The organism is Candidatus Limnocylindrales bacterium (assembly GCA_035571835.1).
Classification (GTDB): Bacteria; Desulfobacterota; Binatia; order UBA1149; family CAITLU01; genus DATNBU01.
This window is the reverse complement of record DATNBU010000028.1, coordinates 114,250-137,143: the sequence shown is the minus strand read 5'-3', so window position 1 is coordinate 137,143 and position 22,894 is coordinate 114,250. Positions and strand designations below refer to the sequence as shown.

Genomic DNA, 22,894 nt, shown 5'->3' with positions numbered 1-22,894 from the left:
GCGGCGGAAACGCACCTCATCGGGCTACAACAAAACGTTGAGTGCTGTCGATCCCGTCGTCGCGAATCGATTTTTCACAGCATGCTCGCGACGCGCCGTCGTCGATTTACGTCGTGATTTTCTTGACGCGATGACGAACGCCGCACTATCAGCGCACCACTCGTGCTTTCGCGAGTCATCACAAAAGGAGAGGGATCCATGAGTATTCGAAAACCATTCTGGCGACTCGGTGCGCTCCACGCAGCGGTCGTCGTACTGTTCTCTGCGGGCGCCGGCGCAACGACGACGTGCCCCGGCACCCTGAACAATCTTGCGGGCGGCACGTTCGACCTTGCCGATGACTACACGTGGACCGGTGTCGGCAGCTGCTTTTATTTCAGCGGCGGCGGAACCGTCGACCTTCATGGCCATAGCATCACCCGGACCGGCGGCACCGGCATTGGTATCTCTGCGATCGGCTGCCAGAGCGCCGGCGTCACGATCAAAGACAGCTCTGCCACCAAGGGCACGATTTCCGGCGTGATGAGCTACGGAATCCTCAATTGCGAGAACATCGATGGCGTCAAGATCGATGGTTCGATGATTTACGGCGTATATAACTCGACGTATGCGCTCGACTCACTGACCAACAGCTATGTCAGTGCCGATACGTTCGCCGTTTCCGTAAAGCTGAAGAACCGGTCGTCGAACATTTCCTACAACAACGTCCACGCCACGAATATCGGCCTCGAAATCACCAGCATGCTCGATACCAGCGGCGCAGGTCGCGCGAGAATCGACCATAACGTCGTTCGCAACGGCAAGTACTACCAGATCTCGAGCGGTACGGGCCTGATCGACCTGCGCACCAATTACCTGATCGAACAGGATCCCGCCGACGCATACCCGGATCCTGCATACTGCATATCGCTGGCTTCCGGAGCGCTGGTCGACCGGCTGTACTGCGACGACGACGATTGCGCCGATGCCTCGTGCACGCCCGTAAGCGACGTCTCGTTCGACTTTCCGGAGTATGGCTCGCCGGGCGCGTGTCCGGGAACCAACATCACGAGCAACTACACGCTCACGTCGAGCCTCGACCTCGCGGCCACGAGCGGCACGTGCCTGAACGTGACGGGCGCCGTGACGATCGATCTGAATGGACACACCATCTCCAACTCTTCGACCGGAGGGGCGGCGATTACGTGTGCCGCCACCAACGTTTTGATCAAGGACAGCTCGGATACGTTCGCAAAGGGCGGCATCCGGGGGAACTTCGCGCAGGGGATCGTAAACTGTTCGAACGTCGACAGCGTCCGGATCGGCGACGGCGTCGATACCGGAGTCTTCAATTCGAACGGGCTGGCGCTCACGTCGCTCAAGAACAGCACGATCGATGCCGACACCACGGCGGTATCCGCCTGGATGGCGACGCGCAACACCGCGAGCATCGAGAACAACTGGCTCCGCGGAGGCAGTTACGGGGTGTCGGTCGACGGCGTGCTCAACATCGGCACGGGTAAAGCGCTGATCGGAGACAATTCCGTCAGCGGATCGACGACGGACGCGCTCTATGCGACCGGCTCTTCGTCGAGCTGGGCAGAATTCAAGAACAACCTGCTCTACGACGATCCTACGGCAACATCGACAGGCTGCTATGCGATCTCCTCCGCCGCGTTCAGCCACCTGATGTGTGCGTGCGCCAGCCAGTGCGAGATGGTCGATCCGCCCATGTCGTACCCGCTGCTCTGAGAGGCTTCAGCGCATACGGAATCACCGAACATCGCGTTCAAGACGACGACACTATCGAAAGGAGACTTCGAATCATGAGAAAAGGACGCAATTTCACAGCAGTCGCCACTTTCTTCGTGGCAGCGGGCCTCGTCGCCGCCACGGCCGGCCCGGCACTGGCCATCACCACCATCTACGGATGCGGCTCATACGGAGGCGCGAACGACTACCGCCTCGGCGGTGCCGTGAGCGCAACCAACACCGATGCCTGCATCAAGATCAACGACGGACGCAATCTCGACACCAACGGCTGGACGATCACGTGCAATCGTTCGGGCGGGTGCGGCCCGGCAGTCGAGTGTGACGGCTCGGGCGTCAACAGTACGATCCAGAGCAACGTTGCGGTCGATACCATCAACGACGTCGCAGCCGGCACGGGCACGTTCTCATCCGGCGTGCATAACTGCGGGACCGTAAAGGACCTGAAGATCACGGGCGCGACCACCGGGATCCTGTGGGACAACGCCGGCAACAACGGCAAGGCGTATCAGCGAAACGTGATCCTGCCCGCGTCCGGCGGCACCGGGATCAACGTGAGCATCCAGGACAGCGCCGACCTCGTCGAAGAGAACAGGATCGACGGCGGCAGCGTCGGAATCCGCGTCTATGGAAAGAGCGCGGCCACCGGACCGTACGTTCGCAAGAACATGGTGCGCGGCTACTCGACAGCCGGCATCTACAATACCGACAGCACGTACTTCCGGCTGCAGGACAACGTCGTGATCGAGGGCGTCGACGGCTCGGTGCCGTTCGACATCACTTCGGCCAACGCGACGTTCACGCACAACATCTGCGCGGACGATCGCGGGGTGAGTGCCGTCTCCCCGTGCAGCTGCCAGCTCGACCGCCTGGTGCCGCCGACGTTCGGGAGCGCGCTCGACTGCCTGTAGGAAGTGAAGCGTCGGTACAGAGGCGGCCGCAGCGGAAAGCTGCGGCCGCCTTTTTTTGCTGAATCGAACGGAGGCGAGCGGGATGGCCGCTGACGTTTTCAGCGGCCTCGGGCCGCGAGGAGACGCGGCATCGTGGCTGCGGCTAGTGCGGCATCGGGAACAGGCGCGCCAGAAGCGCCCTTGTCCTCGACTCGTGCTCGCTCGCATCGGAGCTCGCCTCGGCCAGCTTGGCCTGGACGAACTCGCGGGTGATCTCGGATTCGGTCAGCCGGTCGGGCTCGAGCTCGGAGACCATCCTGGCAAAGGCCTGGCCGGGAGACTTCGGGGCGGACTTGAACGGATTGGTAAGGTTGACCACCAGTACTCTCCTTCTCGAACAATCACCGTCTACCCGTTCGGGGTGAGGACAGTGGCGTTTCGCGCTTCGGGCCGGGTTCACTTGTAAGGTGTGTTTGACAAACGTGTCAATTGCCCCACTCCGGGGTTTGCACCACTGCCCAGTGAACGCCCATACGAGTCGGGATTTGCTGGGCTTTCGTTGATCGCGCGCTGCCAAAACTGATAGCGGATACGGGCTTCGCGGCGGGGCCGTGCGGGGGACACGGATTGCCCGTTCTCAATCCGTGCAGGCGTGCAACATGAGGAGGATTCCCGCCATGCGATCGACTCTGCTGTTTGCGACGACACTTCTTGCCCTGATCCCTTGTGCCGCTTCGGCCGCGGAGTTCGGCGATGCATTCACCGGAAACGATCTGGATCCGGCGTCGTACTCGATCAGCAAGCCGGCGGGCTTCGAGATTTCAGTCACCGGAGGCGAGCTCGTGCTGGCCAAGCTCGAGGGCCAGGGAAACGGCTTCGTCAACGTGACCTCGGCGTTCACGATCAAGGGCGACTTCGAGGCCACCGTGGTCGCCGAACGCACGACGATCACGAGCGGCACCGCAGCGGGGCTCGTCTCGTCGCATATCTCGGCGGCCGGATTTACCGACATCTACTTCACCGGCGGCGGCAACCTGCAGTCGAACTTCGTCGTCAGCCCGCTCGATCAGCGGAACTCGATTCCCGCGCCCGCCACCACGCTTACGCTTCGCATCCGCCGCATCGGCGATCATCTGATCCACGAGTACGATGCCGGAGCCGGGTTCGTCGTCCTGAACGAAGCGACGAACCCCGTGCTCGCCGGGCCCGTACAAATCGGCGTGTTCCTCGGCGAGGAAGGCGGGCAGGGCGGGCTTGCCGAAGCGTCGTTCGACGACTTTGCCGTGCGCGGCGACGTGTTCACCGGCCCGTGCGGCAACGGCGTGCTCGAACAGGGAGAGGCCTGCGACGACGACAGTCCGGTCTGGGTCTCCGGAGAGTTCTGCAACGCTTCGTGCGAGATCCTTTCGTGCGGCGACGCGGACGATTCGGGATCGATTACGGTGACGGACGCGCTTCACATCCTGCGCACCAGCGTCGGCACGAAGAGCTGCGACGTATGCATCTGCGACGTGGATTCGAGCGGCGGCGGGTCGCCGACGTCGGTTTCGGATGCGCTGCGGGTGCTCAGGTTGAGCGTGGGGCAGGCGGTGGAGCTGAGTTGTGTGGCGTGCGGGTGAGCCGGCAGACGCCGTCACCCTCGATGATTCGAGCTCGCGCGCGCAAACACGACGGGAAGACAGAGCTCAGACAATAAGAAGGGACTGACGACCGAGACACGGGCGCCCGCGTTGTGGTCGACTGAGCGCCAATACCTCGCAATCCCAACTCTCTATTTCCATTCGAAATAAGGACTTCGCCGCAGCTCTTCGATGGGCGGCAAACGGCGCTTAACATCCGACTTGGCCGGCTTCGGGCGAAGTCGCGACCGCGAGCCCGGATGAAAGGAAGTCCACTCCAGTGAAAGCGCTGCTCGTACTGCTGAGGTTCGTCAGCCGCCCGGAGCTCGCGTCGCGGCCGGTCCGGTCGCTGCTGATGATCGGGACCGTCGCCGTCGGAGTAGCGCTGTTGACGGCGATGCATATCTCGACCGAGAGCATCGTCAGCGGGTTTGCCGGCGATCTCGAGAGGCTTGGCGGAAAGGCCGATCTTCAGGTGACGTTCGGGACGGGCGAGACGGGCTTTTCGGAAGACCTGCTCGAGAAGGTACGCGCGCAGCCGTTCGTGCGGCAGGCGGCCGCCCTCATTCACAGCCAGGTGACGTTCGTCGACAGCCAGCCGGAGACGGTGGAGCTGTTCGGCATCGATCTTCTGCAGGACGACGTCCTCGCGCTTTACGAAGTCGAAGTGCTTCAGCGAGATCCGGGCGACTTTCAGATCCTCGACGACCCGCGCGGGATCTTTCTAACCGATGTCATTGCGAAACAGCGAGGCCTGAGCCTGGGGTCTAAAGTGCGGCTGTCGGCCGTCGATGGCACGAACGAGTATACGGTCCACGGCATCATCGCTACGAAAGGACTCGCTGCATTTCTCGGCGGCAGACTCGTGGCGATGTTCCTGCCGGCCGCGCAACCTGTTGCCGGAAGACAGGGAACCTTCGAAAATTCGATGGTCGATCAGATCGACATCCGGCTGAAGCCGGGCGCGAGCATTTCGCAAGCGCAGGAGTCCATAGAACAGCTTCTTCAGCCTGGACTTCACGTGGATACTCCGATGCAGCGTCGGGTCGTGGGACTCCACACGGTCGACGGGTTGCGTTCCACGCTCGTTGGAATGAGCTCGCTCGCGCTGCTGGCAGCGGTCTTCATCATTTACGCTTCGACTACGACGATGGTCCTGCAGAGGATCCCGTCGATGGCGACACTGGTGACAATCGGAGCCTCGCCGGGAATTCTGGTTCGATCGATCGTGGTTGAGGCCGGATTGCTCGGGGCAATCGGTTCGGTCGCCGGAGTCATCCTGGGACTCGAGCTTTCCAATTTCATCGGCGAGGACGCTGCAGCGGGGATGGGATTGAACTACTCGTTGCCCTTCGATGCGGCGCGCGTCTCATGGAATCCGTGGATTGTGCTCATGGCACATCCTGCAGGTGGGATTCTGACTGCAGCCTGTGCGGCATACCTGCCTGCTCGGCGATTGCGACATGTGACGCCGTTTCTGCTTCAGCGAGAGGACGCGCCGCTATTTCGATCTGCATTCTCCTGGCAGGCGGCTCTCGCGGCAGCGACGGTGCCGGGACTTGCGGGGTTCATAACGCTCGTAAGAGGAGTTTCGGCCGGCTCTGCTGCAATGGTGTCGCTTGGGGGCATTCTCGTGATCGTATCTTCGGTCCTTGCGATGCTCCCGGTGATGAACTCGGCATGGGCGGGCGCGCTGCCTGTTCTGTCCGCTCTGTCCGGTATTTCGGGAAAAATTGCCGGAGAGAATCTTCTTCGTGCGCTCGATCGGAGCCTGGTGACGGCTTCCGCCATCACGCTCAGCGTCGCGATTTCGGTCGGGGCGGGCAGTCTCGTGCAAAGCTTTCGCACGTCGGTCGCGGGCTGGTACGGTTTTGCCGGAGACGCTCTGGTATCTGCGCGCGCCGTGACCGGCGGGTGGTTACCGGCTCCTGTCGAGCGAAACCTCGAGAAGCCGCTTCGCGATCTCCCGAACGTCAAGAATGTCGAGACGCTTCGCGTCCTTCAAGGACAGCCGTATCAGGGCGAGCGCATAGCAGTCGCAGCGATGAGCGAGAGGCTCTTGCTCGACGCCGCCAGCCACGGGACGCCCGTCGGTGGCCTCGGCGCCGCCGAAATCAAGTCGCGCCTCGCGCGCGGCGAAGGAGCGGCCGTTTCCGAAAACTTCGTGGCGCACTTCGGATTGCCGACGAACAATCACATCTCGCTCGCGACCGTGACGGGCATGGTCGATGTTGCCGTCGTGGCCATCGTCCCCGACTACGTGTCCGACAAGGGCTCGGTGATCTTGAATCGCGACACCGTCGCGACGAGATGGAAAGACGACCTCGTAAATTTCTATTCTGTCACTCTCAAGCCCGGAGGCGCCGTTTCCGGGCTCGCCCGTGAGGTTGGCGATTCCGTACCGAGCGGGCGCACTCTGTCGGTAATGCCGACGCAGCAGATGATCGACCGTGTCGACGGATTCATCGGCGAGGCGTTTGCCGATATCGATACGATTAAGCTGCTCGTGTTGTTCCTGACGGCCGTCGGAATCGCTGACCTCGTAGTCTCCAATGTTCTGTCACGAAGGCGTGAACTGGCCGTGCTGCGAATTGTCGGGTTGACCGACACGCAGGTGATCCAGATTGCACGACTCGAAGGATTGGCCGTTACCATCGCTGCCGCAATTTGCGGAGCGGCAGTCGGGATCCTCTGCGCGTGGGTCTGGGTGCACTACAATTACCCGGCGCTTGTCGGATACGTTCTCGAGCTGAGCATCGCGTGGCAGAGCATTTTCATCTCTCTTGCGCTCGCCGCAATCACGGCAATGCTGGCCGCCACCGTCGCGGCTGCGTTTGCACTGCGACAGCCGGCACTGACGACCATTCGATTTGAGTCATGAATTCGCCGGGCCGCTGATGCCAGGCGTGCATCCGCGCGTCTTCTGAGTAACACTCCGGGCGCTGCGCCATGCCTCTGATGACAATACTCGGAATTGGCTCGTCGCTTCCAGACCGAGTCGTCTCCAACGCCGAGCTGGAGCAGCTGACAGGTTTTCCAGCCGCACGAATCTCCGGGATGTTCGAGATCGAGGAGCGCCGGTGGTCTCGCGGTGCCGAGCACGCCGACCCGCCCAGCGGTCAACGGTGCAGCGATCTCGCGATCTCGGCATCACTCGCCGCGCTGCGCGACAGTGGAGCGTCGACAACGGATGTCGGCGCGATCATCACCGTAAGCACGACTCCGGACTTTCTGAATCCACCCATGGATTGTCTGGTCGCGCGGGGCCTGGGTCTGCTGGGAGTACCGGCATTCTCGCTGCAGGCGCCGTGTACCGGGGCATTCCGCGCGGTGGAGCTCGCGTCGGCCTTGTCCTCTCGAATTGATGGCAGGGTTGTACTCGTGGTTGCGGCCGAGACCCCTTCGCCGTTTTTCCGATTCGGAAAGGACATTCCGACGGACCATGTGCTCAACTCGCTGCTTTACGCCGACGGCGCCGGCGCGCTCGTCATTGCGCAGACGTCGGATGGAAAACGCCCGTCGATCGAGATGCTCGATCTGTATCTCAATAGCGACGCCGCCGCGCCGGGCATCACATTTCCAGGCATGCTCTCGGCTCTGCCGCCAGGCACGGAACGGTACGCCGCCGCCGATTATCTCGGGCACCACGACTTTCGTCGCGTTCTGCGTCGCGGGAGCAAACTCGCCGCCGGCGCCGCGCTCCGGCTCATGGAAAAGCTTGGAGTAGGTGCAGGCGATGTCCGATTTTTTCTTACGCACCAGGCGACCGGGAATATCCGCCGGATTGCTTCTTCCTATGGGCTGCCGGCAGAAAAGATACCCATCAACATTCAGCGGGTCGGAAATACGATCGGCGCATCCGTCCTCATCCTTCTCGATGAGCTCGCACACGGCGAAAGTCTGAAACGAGGCGATCTTCTCGTGCTGCACACGGCCGAAAGCTCGACGTGGAGCAGCGCCGCGATGGCCATTCGCTGGTAGATCAGCTCGAGCTCTCGGCGCCGAGGAAGATGTCCTCACAGATACGGCCGTCGTTCAACCGGACGATTCGATCACAGAAAGAACCCCACACCGGATCATGAGTGACGATCAGCATGGTGACGCCCGTGCTGTCGTTGAGGTCGCGTAAAAGCTCGATGATCTGTCTTCCGGCAACTGAATCGAGATTTCCCGTCGGTTCGTCGGCAAGCACAACTGCCGGGGAAATCGCGAGCGCGCGAGCAATGGCGATGCGCTGCATCTCGCCTCCCGACAGCGTGCTGGCCTTGTGATTTGCGCGGTTCGACATTCCGACTCTGTCGAGATTCTCGCTGACAGCAGCCCGTACGACGTCTTCGGCAACCTCATCGAGTCGAAGCGGGAGGGCAACGTTTTCGGCAGCGGTAAGATAAGGAAGGAGGTTGAAGAACTGGAAAATGATTCCGATCTTGCGTCGCCGCAGCACCGACAGCGTGTCGGCGCTCAGAGACGAGATCACGTCGTTGTCGATCCGAACGTCCCCGGTATCCGGCGTCACCAGCCCTGCGGCAAGATGCAAAAGCGTGCTTTTTCCGGATCCGCTCGGACCCATGATCGCGCACATCTGTCCGCGCGGCACCTCGAGGTCGACCGAGCAGAGCGCCTCCACTCTGGTTTCTGCTTCACCAAAGTGTTTGTGGATGTTCGCGAATTGAATCAACGGGAGCGGGTCAGTTCTGGCGTATGAGTCGCCGTTCGATGCTCTCGAGCCATGAAAGGTCCGCTCGTACTCGCATCTCGGCGCCGTCCAGGATCATCTCGGTGGCGCGCATGCTCACGCCGGCCTTCTCGAGCCGTCGTCTGCGCCGTGTGACCCTTGCAAGACGCGTAAGATAGACGCTGCGCTGCTGCTTTATGATTTCGTATATACGATCGATGTCATCCGCGCCCAGGAACAGAAGTTTGAGCACCATCTCGTCGCGCAATGGCTGGGCGTTGGCTTCGACCGGCGCCAGCAGCCAGTCGTCGAGATGCTGCTGTCCCTTTTCGGTGATGCGGTAGACCTTCTTGTTGGGGCGTCCTTTCTGGATCTCGTCGGCAACGGACAGCGATCCTGCCGCCTCGAGCTCGTCGAGAATGCGATACAGTCGACCGTAATTCAGAGCCCAGAATTCGTCGGCAATCGCCTCGCACTCGCCTTTGAGCTGATAGCCGTGAACGCCGTCGTTTTTGCTCGCGATGAGTCCGAGCACCGCGTATCGAAGGTTTCCGCTTGCCATGGATGCCCCTTCCTCGGGAATGGCGCGCATCCCACCACAAGCACCTCGTGAGGGTCAATCGCGTGGATCTCATTTCGGCGCGAAAGCCTTCCGATTCGGGATAGCTTTTGACCGCTATGGGAAATGGATCGTTGACGTTGCGGGCGCTGGCTGCGAGGCGGACGCCTCACTTCAAAGGGTCTGCGTCGCGCTTCAAACGAAGAGGCGCATCGGCCGACCGATTTTCGAGAGGGAGTACAGGTGGGTTCTGCGGGACAGTCTCACGGCCAAGCCCCAAGGGGGGACGAAGGGCTTCGCCATGTCTCGAAGGCCGGAACGGCCGATGCGCACGACGGACATTGGTCGCACGAAACATTTCCGTCAACAGCGATGAGCAATCCCGCGAAAATTCTCGCGCACGTTTGCCACAGACCCGCGCGCTTTCGTGCGCGAATAACTGCCATCACCTGAACTGACGATATCTCTGCGGACCTTGTTTTTTCGACACGTTATCGAATGCAGGGCGACATTTTTCACAATCGGAATTCGCGGCGGCGCGCGCCTGAACGGCGATAAAATTGCGAGTTGCCACGCACCTTGCCGGGTCTTCGGGTGGAAACGATTCTGGGGGAATATTTACTGGAATTCCTCAGCGGGGAGGGTGCGGCAGGGATCCCGCGTCGTAATGACGCTGACAGATCCTGCCGCCCCTCCTCGAGGATCGCCGTGGCGGGTGGCCAACGTCCGCGTATTGCTTGCCCGGGGTCGCGGCCAGCCTGGAAAATCCTGCATGCATCCCCCGATGCACCGGTCGTTCCAGGCCTTCTCCTCACCGCGACCCTTCGACTCCCCGGCAAGCGGTGGAGCCTTGCGTCTCAGTGTCGCGTTGCGCGACGGGACGTTCAGCTCCTACACAGACACCGGCCCACGGCGAACCTCCTCCTCCCGAGGGGTTCTCGTCGCCGTTCTCCAGATCCGCTCGAGGCATCTTCCCAGTCGATTCCTGATCGGCGGGTGGAGGTATCGGCGGCGACGCGTCGTGTAGAGCAAGGGCTGTGCCGCGCAGCCGCGAGTCGATGCTCCCGCGATGGCCCGCTGAATTTGCTCGCCTTTAAGATTTGGCCTCGCCCCGCGGACCCGGAAGGGCGTCATCTGGCCTTGGGCATTTCCCCTCGCCACGGCCAGAGCCGTGGGCAAATCCCTTCGGCCGGCCCGGCAGTGAAAAAACTCGCGGCCGGGGGCGTTCCCCGAAGACAGTCCCCGTTGCCTACAACATGTTCGTAGGGCACCATCGCAGCATGCACAGACCGATCGGTATCCTTTCGTCGCGCAGTGCGGCTTCGTGGCTCGCTGCCATCCTTTACACGCTCGTCGTTCTTCCCGGTGTTGTTCCGCTGCACGCCTTCGCAGCCGACACCGATGCCGAAAGCCTCGACGGCGAAAAGCGGCGCGTGCCGATCAAGGCTCCGCCCGCCGACGGCGCGATCGCCGAGCCGGTGATTCCCAAAGGCGCCAAAGGCGACGAGGTGAAACCCGGCGACAAGATCGACAAGACAAATGCGGAGCGCGTCAAGGATCTCGTTAGCCCAGGCGTTCTTTGGTGCGTCGAGAACGGCATGGATATCGACGTGATTCCCTACCAGAAGATCGACGTGCCGGCCGACTACAAAGCGGCCACCGAGAAGTACTCGGCGCAGGTCACGATCGGCGACGACAACATGATCCGCAACTGGGTTGCCGGAAAGCCGTTCCCGAACATCGACAACAACGATCCCAAAGCCGCTCAGAAGATCATGTACAACTTCGAGCGCACGCATTACTTCACCGAGACGCTCGACCTCAACCTGGTCGACGCCGACACGGGCTCGCTCTACATCGATGCCAACGGCAACCGCCGCTACAACGTCGAGCGTCACTTCGTGCCCGAGTGGCTGCGCATCTTCCGCTACGAAGGCCGCATCAAGAACGACCCGAAGCCGCTCATTCTGCCGAACAACGACAAGACGTTTCACAAGGCCGGTCTTTATCCTCTGATCGAGCCGTTCGATCTGAAGGGCGTCGGCGGCGTCTCGTTCCGCTACCAGGACCAGACCCATCAGGACGACACGTGGCTGTACCTTCCGTTCGTGCGCCGCGTTCGCCGCATGTCGAGCACGCAGCGAAGTGACGCGCTTTTCGGCCAGGATATCGACGTCGACAGCTTCGGCGGCTACGCGGGCCAGATCCCGTGGTTCGACTGGAAGCTCCTCGGAGAAAAGCCTCTTCTGATGTCGCTTCACGGCGTACGGCTTCCTCCGCAGCTTTGCCCGAAGGACGGCGGCATGACGTTCTGCGAGCCGTGGGAGCTTCGCCCGTCGGTCTACATCGTGCAGGGCAAGTCGCGCTTTCCGGGCTACGCGTACTCGAGCCGCGTGATCTACGTGGACAAGGAGTCGAACATCATCGGCTACTCGGATCTGCAGGATCCGGCCGGCCAGCTCTGGAAGACCGTGATGATCAGCTTCCGCGTTGACAAGAAGCCGAATCCGAAGGTCGACTTCTCGTACCCCGAGCCGCGCATGTTCGCGTACGCGTACTCGGTGATCGACACGCAGCTCATGCACGGAACCCGCGTCGCGATTCCTGGCCTCGCGTTCCAGAAGGAGCCGGGCTGGTATCTCGACCTCGGCATGGATGCGCCGACGTCCGTGCAGGACGACTGGTTCACGGTGGCGAACCTGATCAAAGCCGGGCGCTAAGGCCGGCGTTGGTCAGGTGTGACGGCAGCAAGAGGCCTTCGGTCGAACCATACTCCGTAGATCCGATCTGTACGCGTCCGCCGTGATGGCGGACTCTAAGGACTGGGCCCTGCGCCGGCGCAGGTATCTGGCGAAAACGCCCCGATGAGTCGCTTCACGGCGCAGATCACGTCGGCCACGTCGGTTCCGTTCTGGCAGTTGCAGTCCGCACCGCACGTGCAATCGAACAGCGGGTTGGCGTCCCCGACGACGCAGTGAATGATCGCGATCGGGTCGCCTGCGTCGATGCCCGGCGTCGTGTTGCAGTCACCCGGCTCGCATTGCCCCGCACACTGGTAAGAAGCGCATTCCGGCCTGGTGCATGTCAGTACCGGATCGAGCGCCGGCGTAGCCATAGTGGTGTTGCCGATGCAGAGGGTGCCACTGCCTGCCTGCGAGCAGTTGATGGTCACGCTTGCGATCTCGCCGTCTGAGAACGCCGTCGGCGGAGGAGTGATGTCGGCTACCGAGAACGCGCAGTCCGAATTGACGCTGCAGGTTCCGTTGGCCGCCGCAGCTCCGACAGTGCAATCGGTCGTGCAAGTCGTGACCGGATTGGCCACGAGCTCGGAGGAAACGTCACCTACGGACAACCCGCCGCTCGCAAGGCCGATCGAAACGGTACAGGGCTGCCCGACCGAACACGTTTCCGTGGCCGGCAGCGTCAGTCGCGCGCAGGGGTCGCAGCTGTCGGTCGCTTCGTTGCACTCCGCGTTCGTTCCGCATGGCGAGCCCGCATGCGAGCTGCACGAACCTTGCGAGCAAGTATCGTCGCCGGTGCAGTAGAGACCGTCGTCGCATGGAAGCGTGCTGAAAGCATCGGCCGGGCAGGCGGCGGCCGTTCCCGTACAGCTCTCGGCGAAATCGCAGGTGCCGGCGCTCGCCCGGCATGTAGTCCCGGCAGAGACGAACACGTCGGCCGGGCATGCCGCCATCGTCCCGTTGCAATGCTCCGCGACGTCACACACTCCGCCGGAGGCCCGGCACACTGTTGTCGTCGAGGCGAGAGCATCCGCCGGGCAGTTGCTCGACGAGCCCGTGCAGCTCTCCGGCGCGTCGCAAGGAACCGCCGAAGCGCGGCAGGTCGTCGTCGTGGGCTGGAAGCCGTTGTCGATGCAGCTCCCCGAGCCGTTGCAGGTGTCCTGCTTCTTGCAGACGGTGCCCGCGACTCCGCAGGATGTTCCTGAAGTCGCGAAGTTCGTCTGGCAGACGCCTCCGGCGCCGCACGTATCGGGCGCGTCGCAGGTTGTCGACGACTGGCTTCCGCAGCTCCCCCCGTTACCGGTTACCGTCGCCGTCGTCGTCGCGGACGTCGAGACGCATCCGCCCACCGTCACGGTGACGCTGTACGTCCCGGAGGCCGCTGTCGTCGCGTTCGCGATCGACGGATTCTGCGAAGTGGAGGTGAAACCACTCGGGCCCGTCCAGCTATAGGTCGCACCCGCCACGGTCGACGCCGAAAGGCTCAGCGTCGCGCCCGCGCAGACCGGCCCGTTGTTCGACGCCGCGGGCGCCGAAGGCGTCGCGTTGACCGTGAGGATCGCCGACCCCGACGTGACTGCCTGCCCGTCCGGGTTCGTGATGGTGATGGTATAGGCGCCCGCCGTGGCGGCGGTCGTGTTCAGCCCGAGGGTCATCTGAAGGACGCGACTTGTCGCGGGGCTCCCGGGAACGACGATGTTCGTCGTCGGCCACGGGATGAGCGTGCCGGCGCCGGCCGGCACCGTTGCGGTAATGTGGTTTGCAAAGCCCACCGAGTCGCTGGTCGACGGCGGAATGGGATCGAAGAACTCGGGGCACGTTCCGCCATCGGTGCAGAGGCCGTTCGTACAAGTCGGAGCGGCGCAGCTGTCGGTGCCCGTAATCGTCGATGTCGTCGAGGCGCGGCCGGTGCAGACTGCGGTTGCGCTCGCGAGCGCGGGCGGCGGCGGCGCCTTGAGCTGGACCACGCGAATCGACCAGCAGCTTGCATAGGGACACGCGCTGGTGAGGTCCGCATATTCCTGGACCGTCCAGACCGTCTGGTCGTCAGTCGGATCGACTTCCGTAAACGAGTAATCGCCCCAGCGGTTCCGTCGGCCCGAGTCGAGGAGCGTGTAGGCCGCCAATCCAGTCTGGACGATCGTCTCCGGCGCGCGGGTTCCGGCCGCTGGATCAGTCCTCAGACGGCCGGCGGCGGCGACGCCCGCGAATTCGGTGGATGAGGCGAAACTGGAAGACAGAGCCACGTGTCCCTGACCGGTCTCGACGACGGTCGGGTAGAGAAATCCGCGCGCGCTGTTGAGCGGCGCACCGCCCGCCGTGTTGCAGAGCGTTCCCTGCTGAAGGAGGGTCGGCGTCGTGGTCAAAGTTCCGATCTCATACCAGTTCGCGCCGATGCGCCGGGTAGCGCCAGACGTGCTCCGGACGCAGGCGTTGGTCACCTCCAGCGATTGGGCCGTCCATAGCGATGTGGCTCCGGTCAGCTTGTTCTTGTGGATCGACGCGGCGAACAGCCGAACGTCCGACGAGTCGAGGGCCGTCGTGGAGCCCGAGGCCTGCTGAGACGACATGGTCGTGTTCAACACCGCCAGCGTGACGTTCGCGCCGAGCGTTGGCGTTCCGCCCGGAGTCGATACTCTCCGGATGTTGATGCGATTGAGGAACCCGGGATCGGTCCCGATGATGTACCCCTCGGTCCAGCTCGGATCATCGTTGTCGACACCTCTCGGCGAATACGGCCCCGCGACGGACGTAGTGGCGATGGTGGAGAAGCCGGTGACCACGATCGGGCCGCCGCTCAGAACGCTCGATTTGCGGATCACAAAGGCGCTCGTCCACCGGAAGGAGCCGGCCGAGCTGAACATGTTGCAGCCGGTGTAGATGGCGTTGTTATCGATCCCGAGGCCCGGGTAGTCGCAGAAGCTCGTTGCGTCGGTCGGCGCCGCAGTGCCGACGTTGAAGAAATAAAAGGTGAAGCTCGCCGACGAGACAATCGTCGAGCCGGAGCTGACCGCGAGGACGACCCGGTTGTTCGTCGCCTCGGCGATGCTGATGGTGAGGAGGATCCAACGACCGGAGAGACGATCGTATCGCACCTCGGGATCGGTGATTCCCCCAGGCGCAACGGACGCCCAGAAGACAGCGTCGCTCGCATCCAGGGCACCGTCCGCAACCCCAGCCTTGGTGAAGCTCCTGATCCTTCCGTTGATATGAACGACGATCTGCGTCGGCCCGACGTCACCCATGCTGTCGGGCGGGATGTAGGGGGCGTCCTCAATGCCGACCGCCTTGAAGCTCGTTGCGACGCTCTGAGGAAGCGAGGCAGGGCCGAGTAACGCCGCCTGCTTCTCCCGCGTCCACGGCACGGCCCGTCGCTCGCTCACCGGCGGCGCATTGGGGTCCTCGTGCGGCTCCCGGTCGAGCCTGAATTGCTTGTGCGTCGCGCGCGGGACAGCCGGCAACGTGTGAGCGGCGGAGCGTTCCCGCTGCATGATGCGGTCGACGGTCTCCGTAATGCCATGTCCGAGGGTGACCGGAACACCGACGATTTCTTCCGATCCAGCGGCGGGTTGCGCCGCGGCGAGCTCGGAGACCGGAGGAACCGCGACAACTGGCTGGGCGTATGCCGTGAACGCGTAGATGCCTGCCGCAACGCACGTGCACAGCCCAAGTCCAAGTCTGTGCTTTGGGCGCACCAACATCCTGTCTTTCTGAATCGCCGCGGTTTCTCCGGAGAGTCGTTTATTTGAGAGCCGCCCCAATGACAGCACTGTCTTGCCGGCGATAGTAGGCGTGCTCGAATCCACTGGCGCAATGTATCGCCGTGATCATCCTCGACCAACCCGAGTGCCGGAATCTGGCCCGAGCCAGATCCTCTGAACACCAAATCTCTCTCTGCGGATGCCACGGTCACGCGAGCAGCGCGCCGAGCCTCGTCGCGTGCCCCGTCGCGGAGATCTGAACACCGACGACGTCTTCACGGCGCGGCCGCCATCCCCCCGCGGTCGACGGCACGACATTCCGCGGGGAATGTTCGCGCATCGGCGAGATTGCCGCGCCTCGCGTCCATGAAGGCGCGGCCGAAGTCGAGGTCCGCCTGATACTGGTTGTGTGCCGCGCAGCGCAGCTCGATGTTCTCCAGCGTAGGAGGTCCGCCCATCGCGAAAGGAGCTTTGTGGTGGAACTCGATGTTGCCCGTTTCGCGGCAGCGACGTCCTCGGCCGTCTATGTAGCAGCAGCGTCCCGCGTCGCGTCGCCATACTTCACGCCGCACGGCTGCCGGGATGGTCCGGGATCGCTGTGGTCGCTGCGAAGCGGCTGTATCGGCCGCGGGCGTTGTGGCGGGTCGATCGGTGCATTCCGCGTTCGTCGACGTCGTCGACTTCGGTCGATCGGTACATTTTTCTTTCGTCGGCGTCGTTGCCTGCGGTCGATCGGTGCAACCTGCCTTGCGCGCGAGTGTCCGCGCGAGCAGCACGTCGATCGCACGACTGATGATCGCGGCAGCATCGCGACCGGTCGCCGAGCGGCCGAGCAGATCCTGCAGCGACCGAAGCTTGTCGTGCGTTTCTTCGTCCACGGTGATCTCGATCTTGTAACGACGCGGGCTGAGCGGAACGATTGGCTTGGTCGCTGTTGCCGGCTGCGCTGTCGGTGGGGCGATCGCGACGCCGCCGACCTCGGAGTCTGGCTGATTACCCACGCAGCCGACGGACTCGCAGTCTGTCGAAGTGCACCGATCGCTCGCACCACCGGCCTGTTCGCAATCCATCGAAGTCGCACCGGCTGCCACCGCCGGCCCATCGTCCGCCACGTCCGCACCGCGACGCCGGGGCACTACACGAACACGCGACGCCACATCCGCTCGCGGCGCCAACTCGGCAGCGAGCCGCTCGACCTCGCGAGAGCTCTTGTGCCTGGCGCGCTCGAGCACTCGCAAGTGGTTCTCGGTCGTCAGATGCCTCGCCAGGAGATGGATCGCGCTGAGATGCAGCTCGCCGCGTGCGACGAGGTCCAGGACGACCGGAAAGCGACGTGCCGTGCGCGCAGCCCAGAGTCGCTTGGCAGTAACCTGCTCCGACATGTGGAAGCGCTCCATACAGAAGCTGAACATGGAGGAGCAGGCATGCCTCGCCCAGAGCTTTCGCTCGTCGATCTCGGCGATCGCGACGAGAAGCGCGGCCGTCGTACAACGGTCGCGCGCGACGAGGCACTCGAAGTGATCGAGCAATTCCTGTTCGGAAAGCTTTGCAATGCTGTCGAAGGATGTCGTCATGGCGATCCTTGTAACACGGGTTTTTCAGGTGCCGTTCGGCGCAAGGACGCGACCGCTCAGAGACATGCGCCTGTCGCGACAAGCCGCAAGGTCTGAGCAGGCAACGCGTGAAGTCGGCGAAAAAATCCGCGCGCTCCGTTTCGCTTCGCGATGCGCGACGTGAAGCGGCGAAAAATCGCGTCAAACGAAATCGACATCGCAACGACGTTTCAATAACAGAAGTGGCATAACCGGCCGGGATCCGCGCCCGACGCCACGCGTATCCGAGCCGCCGCCGCCATCGCACACCCCAGTTCAGGCTCAAGACACCCATCACTCTAAGCGCTGATGCATCGACGTAACCTGAATCACATTCCCCGGGGAATGTTCGTCGAAGGGACATAGCCGCGCCGGCCGTGCTGCGCAGGAAGTCGAGGTTGCGGACCGGTGCTCAAGCCCCGCCGCGAACCGCCATCACGAAATACCGCAGCGTCTTCTCCGCTGTGGCTGAGTCGCCGTTGCCAAAGGTCACGTACCAGGCCGTCGAAGCATGCACACTCGATTCCGTGCTCGACCAGTAAGCATCCGACCGCATCGGCAGGAACCCTGTATCGACGCACGGCTTGTCCGGTCCGCAGTCCGTCGTATCTACAATCGTGGCGAGCTCTTCGATGGTCGGCAATCTCCAGTCGCAATGTCCTGCATAGCATCCGGCAGTCGAACCGGTTCCGCTCGCGCTGCTGCCCCTGTTCAGCTGCGTCAGAAAATCCGTGAACGCTCCGCCGTCGGGCCCAGTATTCGTACTGCTCCATTGATAAATGTTGTTCACGTCATGGGGATTCGCGCAGAGCGGATCCTGATTATCGGGGCAGGGGTTGAAGCCGGCGATCGCTCCTTCTTTCTTTTCCCATTCGAGGCCTGTCTGGCGATCGACGATCGTTGCTCCGGATGCGTCGAAGCGGGAGACGTAACAGCCGCTCGTGTCGAAGACGCAGCCGGTCGCGCACGCGAGCGTTCCTCCGGCGAAGCCAAGCGCGATGCAGGTCGCGTCCTCGAGACTTCCGGCCTCGCAATCTTCTCCCGGATTGATCAGACCATCGCCGCAGCTCGAGCATTGGAGCGAAACGTCGGCACCGACGGCCGCTTTCAAGACGGCGAGCGCATCGCTCGAGGTTACAGTTGCGGACTTGTTGACGTCGCCGCAGAGCGGCGCGGCGCTGGCAACCGCCGCCATCAGGACGATCGTCGCCGGAAGAACACGCAGTACTGTCCGCTTTTTCATGAATCTCCTCTCCACCGCCCGTCGCGCGATCCTGTCAGCCGGTCCGACATCAAGCTACCGCGTTCAACTCTTTGATGGTGCGGCCGGCTCAGACGCCGCGATTCGCTGCAGCATCCACAACGAAAGCGCGAAGACCAGTACGGAGAAGTACTGCGCCCCGGTAAGCCCGAGCCAGCGAGGATCCGGATGCGCGATATCGGTCGCGCGCAGGAAGTCGAGCCCGAAGCGCGCCGGTGCATACAGCGCGGCGAGCGTCGCGATGTACGTTCCGGGAAGATATCGCCGCTCGTTCTCGCGCCGGCGAAGAACGAAGATCGCGGGCACCAGGACGAGCACGGTGTACAGCAGCTCGTAGAAGCCGACGTTGTGGCGCGCGCCGCCCGGGTAGTTGAACGCGAGCGCAAAGCTCGACAGCCGGCCGAGGTGATCGCTCGTCAGCGTGCAGCCGAGCCGCCCGAAGACCCAACCTGCGACGAGTCCCTGGATCAGGATATCGGCGTGCGTCCACCAGCTCTTGCCGAGACGCCAGAAGTAGAAGCCGACGCCGGCGAGCGCACCGAAAAACCCGCCGTACGAGCTGATTCCCTGCCAGATGCGCACGAGCGCGAGCGGTCCGTCGTGTGCGAGCCGCTCCGGATGGTAGACGAACACGTCCACCAGATGCGCTCCGACGAACCCCGCGCCGATCGCCCACGCCGCGGCGTTTCGCATCTCGTCGAGACCGATTCCTTTCTCGGCGGCGAGCCGCAGCACGATCCAATGGCCGATGACCACGCCGGTCACGACGAGAAGTCCGAACAGCGGGAACGACAGCGGACCGATGTGGAAAATTGTCGGTCCTGCGTATGGGGGGATCATCGGCGGCGCACCCTAACGGTGCAGACGCGGCGCGACAAACACACCATCGAGTGACGTGCGCATCACGTTTCCACCCCGCTTGCGACGCGTCCTTACGATCTACAACGAAATCCCGAGGATCCTCCTTGCGCCTCGCTCCGTCGAATGCGCACGTCGCGCTTGCAGCGAAATAACTTGCTGCGAAGCAAGCCGGCACGCGGGAGGCGCGCAGCGGCCGCGCAGGAGGAAGGCTCGATGAAACGACGCACTGCATTCGTTTCGATGCTGACGACAATTCTCATTTCGACGGGGGCGTCGGCGCAGGTCGCCGACCATCTGCAATGCTACAAGATCAAGGACAGCCAGACGGCGAAGCGTTATACGGCAACGCTCACGCCCGCTGATGCGGCGTTTTCCGTAGCGCCAGGCTGCAGGCTCAAAGTGCCAGCCAAGTATCTCTGCATCGATACGGTAAAGAGCGCAGTCACTCCGGCGCCGCCGGGCGCGCCGGCGGGCCAGGCGGCGCCGAACTACCTTTGCTACAAGACCAAGTGTCCGAAGATGACGAAGACACCGTGGACCGGACAGGACCAGTTCGGCTCGCGAACGCTTACCGCGCTTCGAACCGGTCTGGTCTGCGCGCCTGTCAGTGCCACCGCAGGCTGCGAGACTGCCGGCGACTGTCCGGGCGAGACTACCGAGTGCCAGGCGCCGTCGTGCACCGAAGGAAGCTGCGGCACCGCGAACACGCCTGCCGGAACCCCGACCACCGATCAGACGAGCGGTGACTGCCAGCAGCAGCAGTGCGACGGCAAGGGCGACGTGTTCTCGGCACCGGATAACTCCGACGTGCCGCCCGATGATGGTCTCGAGTGCACCACCGACACCTGCAGTGCAGGCGCGCCGGTGCATACGCCGAAGCCGGACGGGACGTTGTGCTCGCTCGGTTCGTGCATGTCGGGTCTCTGCCTGCCGCTGTAAAGTCGCAAGGTGATGGGTGCGCGGAGTGCGGTCCGCGTGCTCGTCACCATGCGGGAGGGTTGCGAAGTCGGGGATAGGCGCCGATCAAAATCGGTGTCTGTCCCCGATTTTCATTTTTGGCCGACGCGAAGGTGAAGCGGCCAGCGAACGTCGCGCTCGCCGCTGCCCCAGATCGGAGCGAGCTCGTCGTAAAGCGCAGGCAGCGGATCGCTTCCGACTCTGCGGCGGTATGCGGATACCGACGACCACGTGCCGAGATACGCGACGAAGTGCGCGAGATCCCAGCTCGCCTTCATCGCAAACGGCGGCGCGGCGACGGTTTCGAACGGAAACGGAATGTCGGCGTACGCGGCATCGATGAGCGCACGCTCGGGCGGCCAGTACGGTCCGACGGTAACGCCGGCGAACCACCGTACGCGCTCGTCGATTTCCGCGCTGATCTCGGCGAGCTGATAGCCCCACTCGGCGATCACGCCCGACGGTTTCAGCACACGCCGCGCTTCCGCATGGAAACGCTCGACGTCGAACCAGTGCAGGGCCTGCGCCACGGTCACCAGATCGGCGCTCGCGTCATCGAGCGGCGGTTTTTCAGCCGGCGCGACGCGATATTCGACGCGGTCGTACGGCTCGGCTTCGTGGATCTGCTGCGCGCTGGCATCGGTTGCGACGACCCGCGAGAAGAATTCGGCGAGCACGCCGGCGGCCTGGCCGTTTCCGGTCGCACAGTCCCACGCAAGGCCCGTTGCCGGAGTCTGCGACGCGAGCCACGCGAACAGCTCGCGCGGATAGCCGGGGCGCCACAGCCGGTAATCACGGCTCGCGTGGCTGAAGTGGTCTTTCCATTGCGAATTGTCCGATTTGTCGGATTTCTCTGATTTGCCGGAGCCGCCCGACGCGCCTGAATTGCCCGTGCTTCGCATAGGGCGTTACGCGTCCGCCGCCTCATCGAGCGTGATCTCGAGGACTGCGCGCCCGTTGTAGCGGCCGCCGATCTTCGAGACGATGTCGAGCAGCCACTTCTGCCAGCCGTATTTGCGGTCGATTGCTTCGTACGCGCGCGCGACGGTCGCCTTGTCGCCGACGACGTGGCCGCTGCCGGTCCACGTCGGACCGCCGTCCGGGTTTCCGCGCCAGTCGCAGGTCGTCAGCTCGATCCTCGGATTGTTGCGCAGGCGCTTGACCTTCCACGACGCGGCTTCGGTGAACATGTAGATCCTGTCGCCGCCGACGGCCTGCCAGATCGGAACCGATACGCGCGATCCGTCGCGCTTGAACGTCGTCAGGCGCGAGTACGGGACGACGCCGAAGATTCGAAGCCCCTCGGCTCTGGTCGGGCTGATCCCGGATGCGTTCTTCATGACTGGCTTCCTCTCTTCAGGCTGTCCGTACTGATGCCGGGCCCGCGCACCGGCGCCGTGGTTCTTGCCCGATCGATGACGACAACGCGACCGACGATGGCTTCGGGCGGCGGCGACGCAGGGGTCGTCAGCTCGATGCGGCCGGCAACGCCCTGCACGAGCCGCAGCCCGGACCGCGTGCGGACAAACCCTTTGGCACGAAGCGATGCGCGCTTTTCGAGCGCAGCCTGGATCTCCGAATCGGCGAGACCCGGCGCGAACGTGAGCTCTTCGCAGACGTAGTCGTCGTGCGCGTGCGACGCATGGTCGTGCACGGCATCGGCAGCGCGCACGGCACGTACGCCCGGCTCCGGCGGAAAGAACACGCGCGAGTCGACGTTGCCGTAGGTCGCACGAACGATCGCCACGTCCGGCTGCATCCGCCGCAGCAACTGTTCGGCGCGCTCGGCGCCCTCTTCGCCGACGAGGTCGACCTTGCTCAGCACGAGCAGGTCGGCCGAGCACACCTGGTCTTCGAACGTATGGTCGAGGTCGCGGCCGGCGGCGACCTGCTCGGCGCTGACGACCACGACCGAGCTTTCGTCGGTGGCCCACTCGCGCACCGGGTCGCGCCAGAAATTGATCAGCGTGTCGTACGGAAGCGCGATGCCCGAGCATTCGACGACGACGCGCTCCGGATGCGTGCGCTCCCACAGCTGCTGGAGCGTCTTCAGAAGATCGTCCGACAGGCGGCAGCACACGCAGCCGCCCGACAGCTCGACGAAGTCGCCGTCGGCCGAAGCGAGCAGTGCTTCGTCGATGCCGAGCTCGCCGAATTCGTTGGAGACGACAGCCGTACGGATGCCGTCGCGTTGTCCTTCTTCGAGCAGGTGCCGCACGAGCGTGGTCTTGCCGCTGCCGAGAAAGCCGGAGACGACGAGAACCTGGGCCTGGCGTGTCATGAGAGACG

The 22,894-nt window shown here is 63.4% G+C and carries 17 protein-coding genes; 6 read left to right on the top strand and 11 right to left on the bottom strand.

The annotated features are described in order from the left end of the window. The first annotated feature begins 198 nt into the window (after positions 1 to 198). Both VN634_12080 and VN634_12075 read left to right on the top strand, forming a co-directional pair. The gene (locus tag VN634_12080) at positions 199 to 1,731 is read left to right on the top strand and encodes a hypothetical protein (GenBank protein HXC51618.1); all 1,533 of its coding nucleotides are present in this window, start codon (positions 199 to 201) and stop codon (positions 1,729 to 1,731) included. A 74-nt stretch (positions 1,732 to 1,805) separates the two neighbouring features. Next, positions 1,806 to 2,660: a right-handed parallel beta-helix repeat-containing protein gene (locus VN634_12075; protein ID HXC51617.1), complete on the top strand. Its 855-nt coding sequence runs from the start codon at positions 1,806 to 1,808 to the stop codon at positions 2,658 to 2,660. A gap of 142 nt (positions 2,661 to 2,802) precedes the next feature. Here VN634_12075 and VN634_12070 read toward each other — a convergent pair whose 3' ends face one another. Next, complete coding sequence (locus VN634_12070) at positions 2,803 to 3,018, bottom strand: hypothetical protein (protein HXC51616.1); 216 nt, start codon at positions 3,016 to 3,018, stop codon at positions 2,803 to 2,805. Between the two features lie 298 nt (positions 3,019 to 3,316). Between VN634_12070 and VN634_12065 the strand changes: the two genes are divergently transcribed. Both VN634_12065 and VN634_12060 read left to right on the top strand, forming a co-directional pair. Then, a complete protein-coding gene (locus VN634_12065) occupies positions 3,317 to 4,258 on the top strand; it encodes a hypothetical protein (protein ID HXC51615.1) in 942 nt (313 codons plus the stop codon). 280 nt (positions 4,259 to 4,538) lie between these two features. Further along, entirely contained in the window at positions 4,539 to 7,139 is a 2,601-nt protein-coding gene (locus VN634_12060) for an FtsX-like permease family protein (GenBank protein ID HXC51614.1), read from the top strand. Positions 7,140 to 7,408: 269 nt separating this feature from the next. On the opposite strand, the gene VN634_12055 is transcribed toward VN634_12060, so the two are convergent. The 3 genes from VN634_12055 to VN634_12045 form a co-directional block, all read right to left on the bottom strand. Next, positions 7,409 to 8,188: a hypothetical protein gene (locus VN634_12055; protein ID HXC51613.1), complete on the bottom strand. Its 780-nt coding sequence runs from the start codon at positions 8,186 to 8,188 to the stop codon at positions 7,409 to 7,411. A 52-nt stretch (positions 8,189 to 8,240) separates the two neighbouring features. Further along, positions 8,241 to 8,885 carry an ABC transporter ATP-binding protein gene (locus tag VN634_12050; GenBank protein ID HXC51612.1) on the bottom strand — a complete coding sequence of 215 codons (645 nt, stop codon included), beginning with the start codon at positions 8,883 to 8,885 and terminating at the stop codon, positions 8,241 to 8,243. Positions 8,886 to 8,946: 61 nt separating this feature from the next. Further along, positions 8,947 to 9,495, bottom strand: a complete 549-nt coding sequence (locus tag VN634_12045) for a PadR family transcriptional regulator (GenBank protein ID HXC51611.1) — start codon at positions 9,493 to 9,495, stop codon at positions 8,947 to 8,949. A gap of 1,277 nt (positions 9,496 to 10,772) precedes the next feature. On the opposite strand from VN634_12045, the gene VN634_12040 reads away from it, so the two are divergent. Continuing rightward, entirely contained in the window at positions 10,773 to 12,212 is a 1,440-nt protein-coding gene (locus VN634_12040; protein ID HXC51610.1) for a DUF1329 domain-containing protein, read from the top strand. A gap of 95 nt (positions 12,213 to 12,307) precedes the next feature. Here VN634_12040 and VN634_12035 read toward each other — a convergent pair whose 3' ends face one another. The 4 genes from VN634_12035 to VN634_12020 form a co-directional block, all read right to left on the bottom strand. Next, complete coding sequence (locus tag VN634_12035; GenBank protein ID HXC51609.1) at positions 12,308 to 15,616, bottom strand: hypothetical protein; 3,309 nt, start codon at positions 15,614 to 15,616, stop codon at positions 12,308 to 12,310. A gap of 593 nt (positions 15,617 to 16,209) precedes the next feature. After that, positions 16,210 to 17,508, bottom strand: a complete 1,299-nt coding sequence (locus VN634_12030; protein ID HXC51608.1) for a hypothetical protein — start codon at positions 17,506 to 17,508, stop codon at positions 16,210 to 16,212. Between the two features lie 430 nt (positions 17,509 to 17,938). Beyond that, complete coding sequence (locus VN634_12025; protein HXC51607.1) at positions 17,939 to 18,769, bottom strand: DUF1566 domain-containing protein; 831 nt, start codon at positions 18,767 to 18,769, stop codon at positions 17,939 to 17,941. Between the two features lie 63 nt (positions 18,770 to 18,832). After that, complete coding sequence (locus tag VN634_12020; GenBank protein ID HXC51606.1) at positions 18,833 to 19,627, bottom strand: prolipoprotein diacylglyceryl transferase family protein; 795 nt, start codon at positions 19,625 to 19,627, stop codon at positions 18,833 to 18,835. Positions 19,628 to 19,861: 234 nt separating this feature from the next. On the opposite strand from VN634_12020, the gene VN634_12015 reads away from it, so the two are divergent. Then, positions 19,862 to 20,587, top strand: a complete 726-nt coding sequence (locus VN634_12015) for a hypothetical protein (protein HXC51605.1) — start codon at positions 19,862 to 19,864, stop codon at positions 20,585 to 20,587. A gap of 110 nt (positions 20,588 to 20,697) precedes the next feature. On the opposite strand, the gene VN634_12010 is transcribed toward VN634_12015, so the two are convergent. From VN634_12010 to VN634_12000, 3 genes are read right to left on the bottom strand one after another with little or no spacing between them, the layout of a single operon-like run. After that, positions 20,698 to 21,507 (bottom strand): class I SAM-dependent methyltransferase, encoded by an 810-nt coding sequence (locus VN634_12010; protein ID HXC51604.1) that lies wholly within the window; start codon positions 21,505 to 21,507, stop codon positions 20,698 to 20,700. A gap of 6 nt (positions 21,508 to 21,513) precedes the next feature. Continuing rightward, on the bottom strand, positions 21,514 to 21,945 hold the full coding sequence (locus VN634_12005; protein HXC51603.1) for a PPOX class F420-dependent oxidoreductase: 432 nt from the start codon (positions 21,943 to 21,945) through the stop codon (positions 21,514 to 21,516). Beyond that, entirely contained in the window at positions 21,942 to 22,886 is a 945-nt protein-coding gene (locus VN634_12000) for a GTP-binding protein (GenBank protein ID HXC51602.1), read from the bottom strand. The genes VN634_12005 and VN634_12000 overlap by 4 nt, the downstream gene beginning before the upstream one ends. Positions 22,887 to 22,894 lie beyond the last annotated feature (8 nt).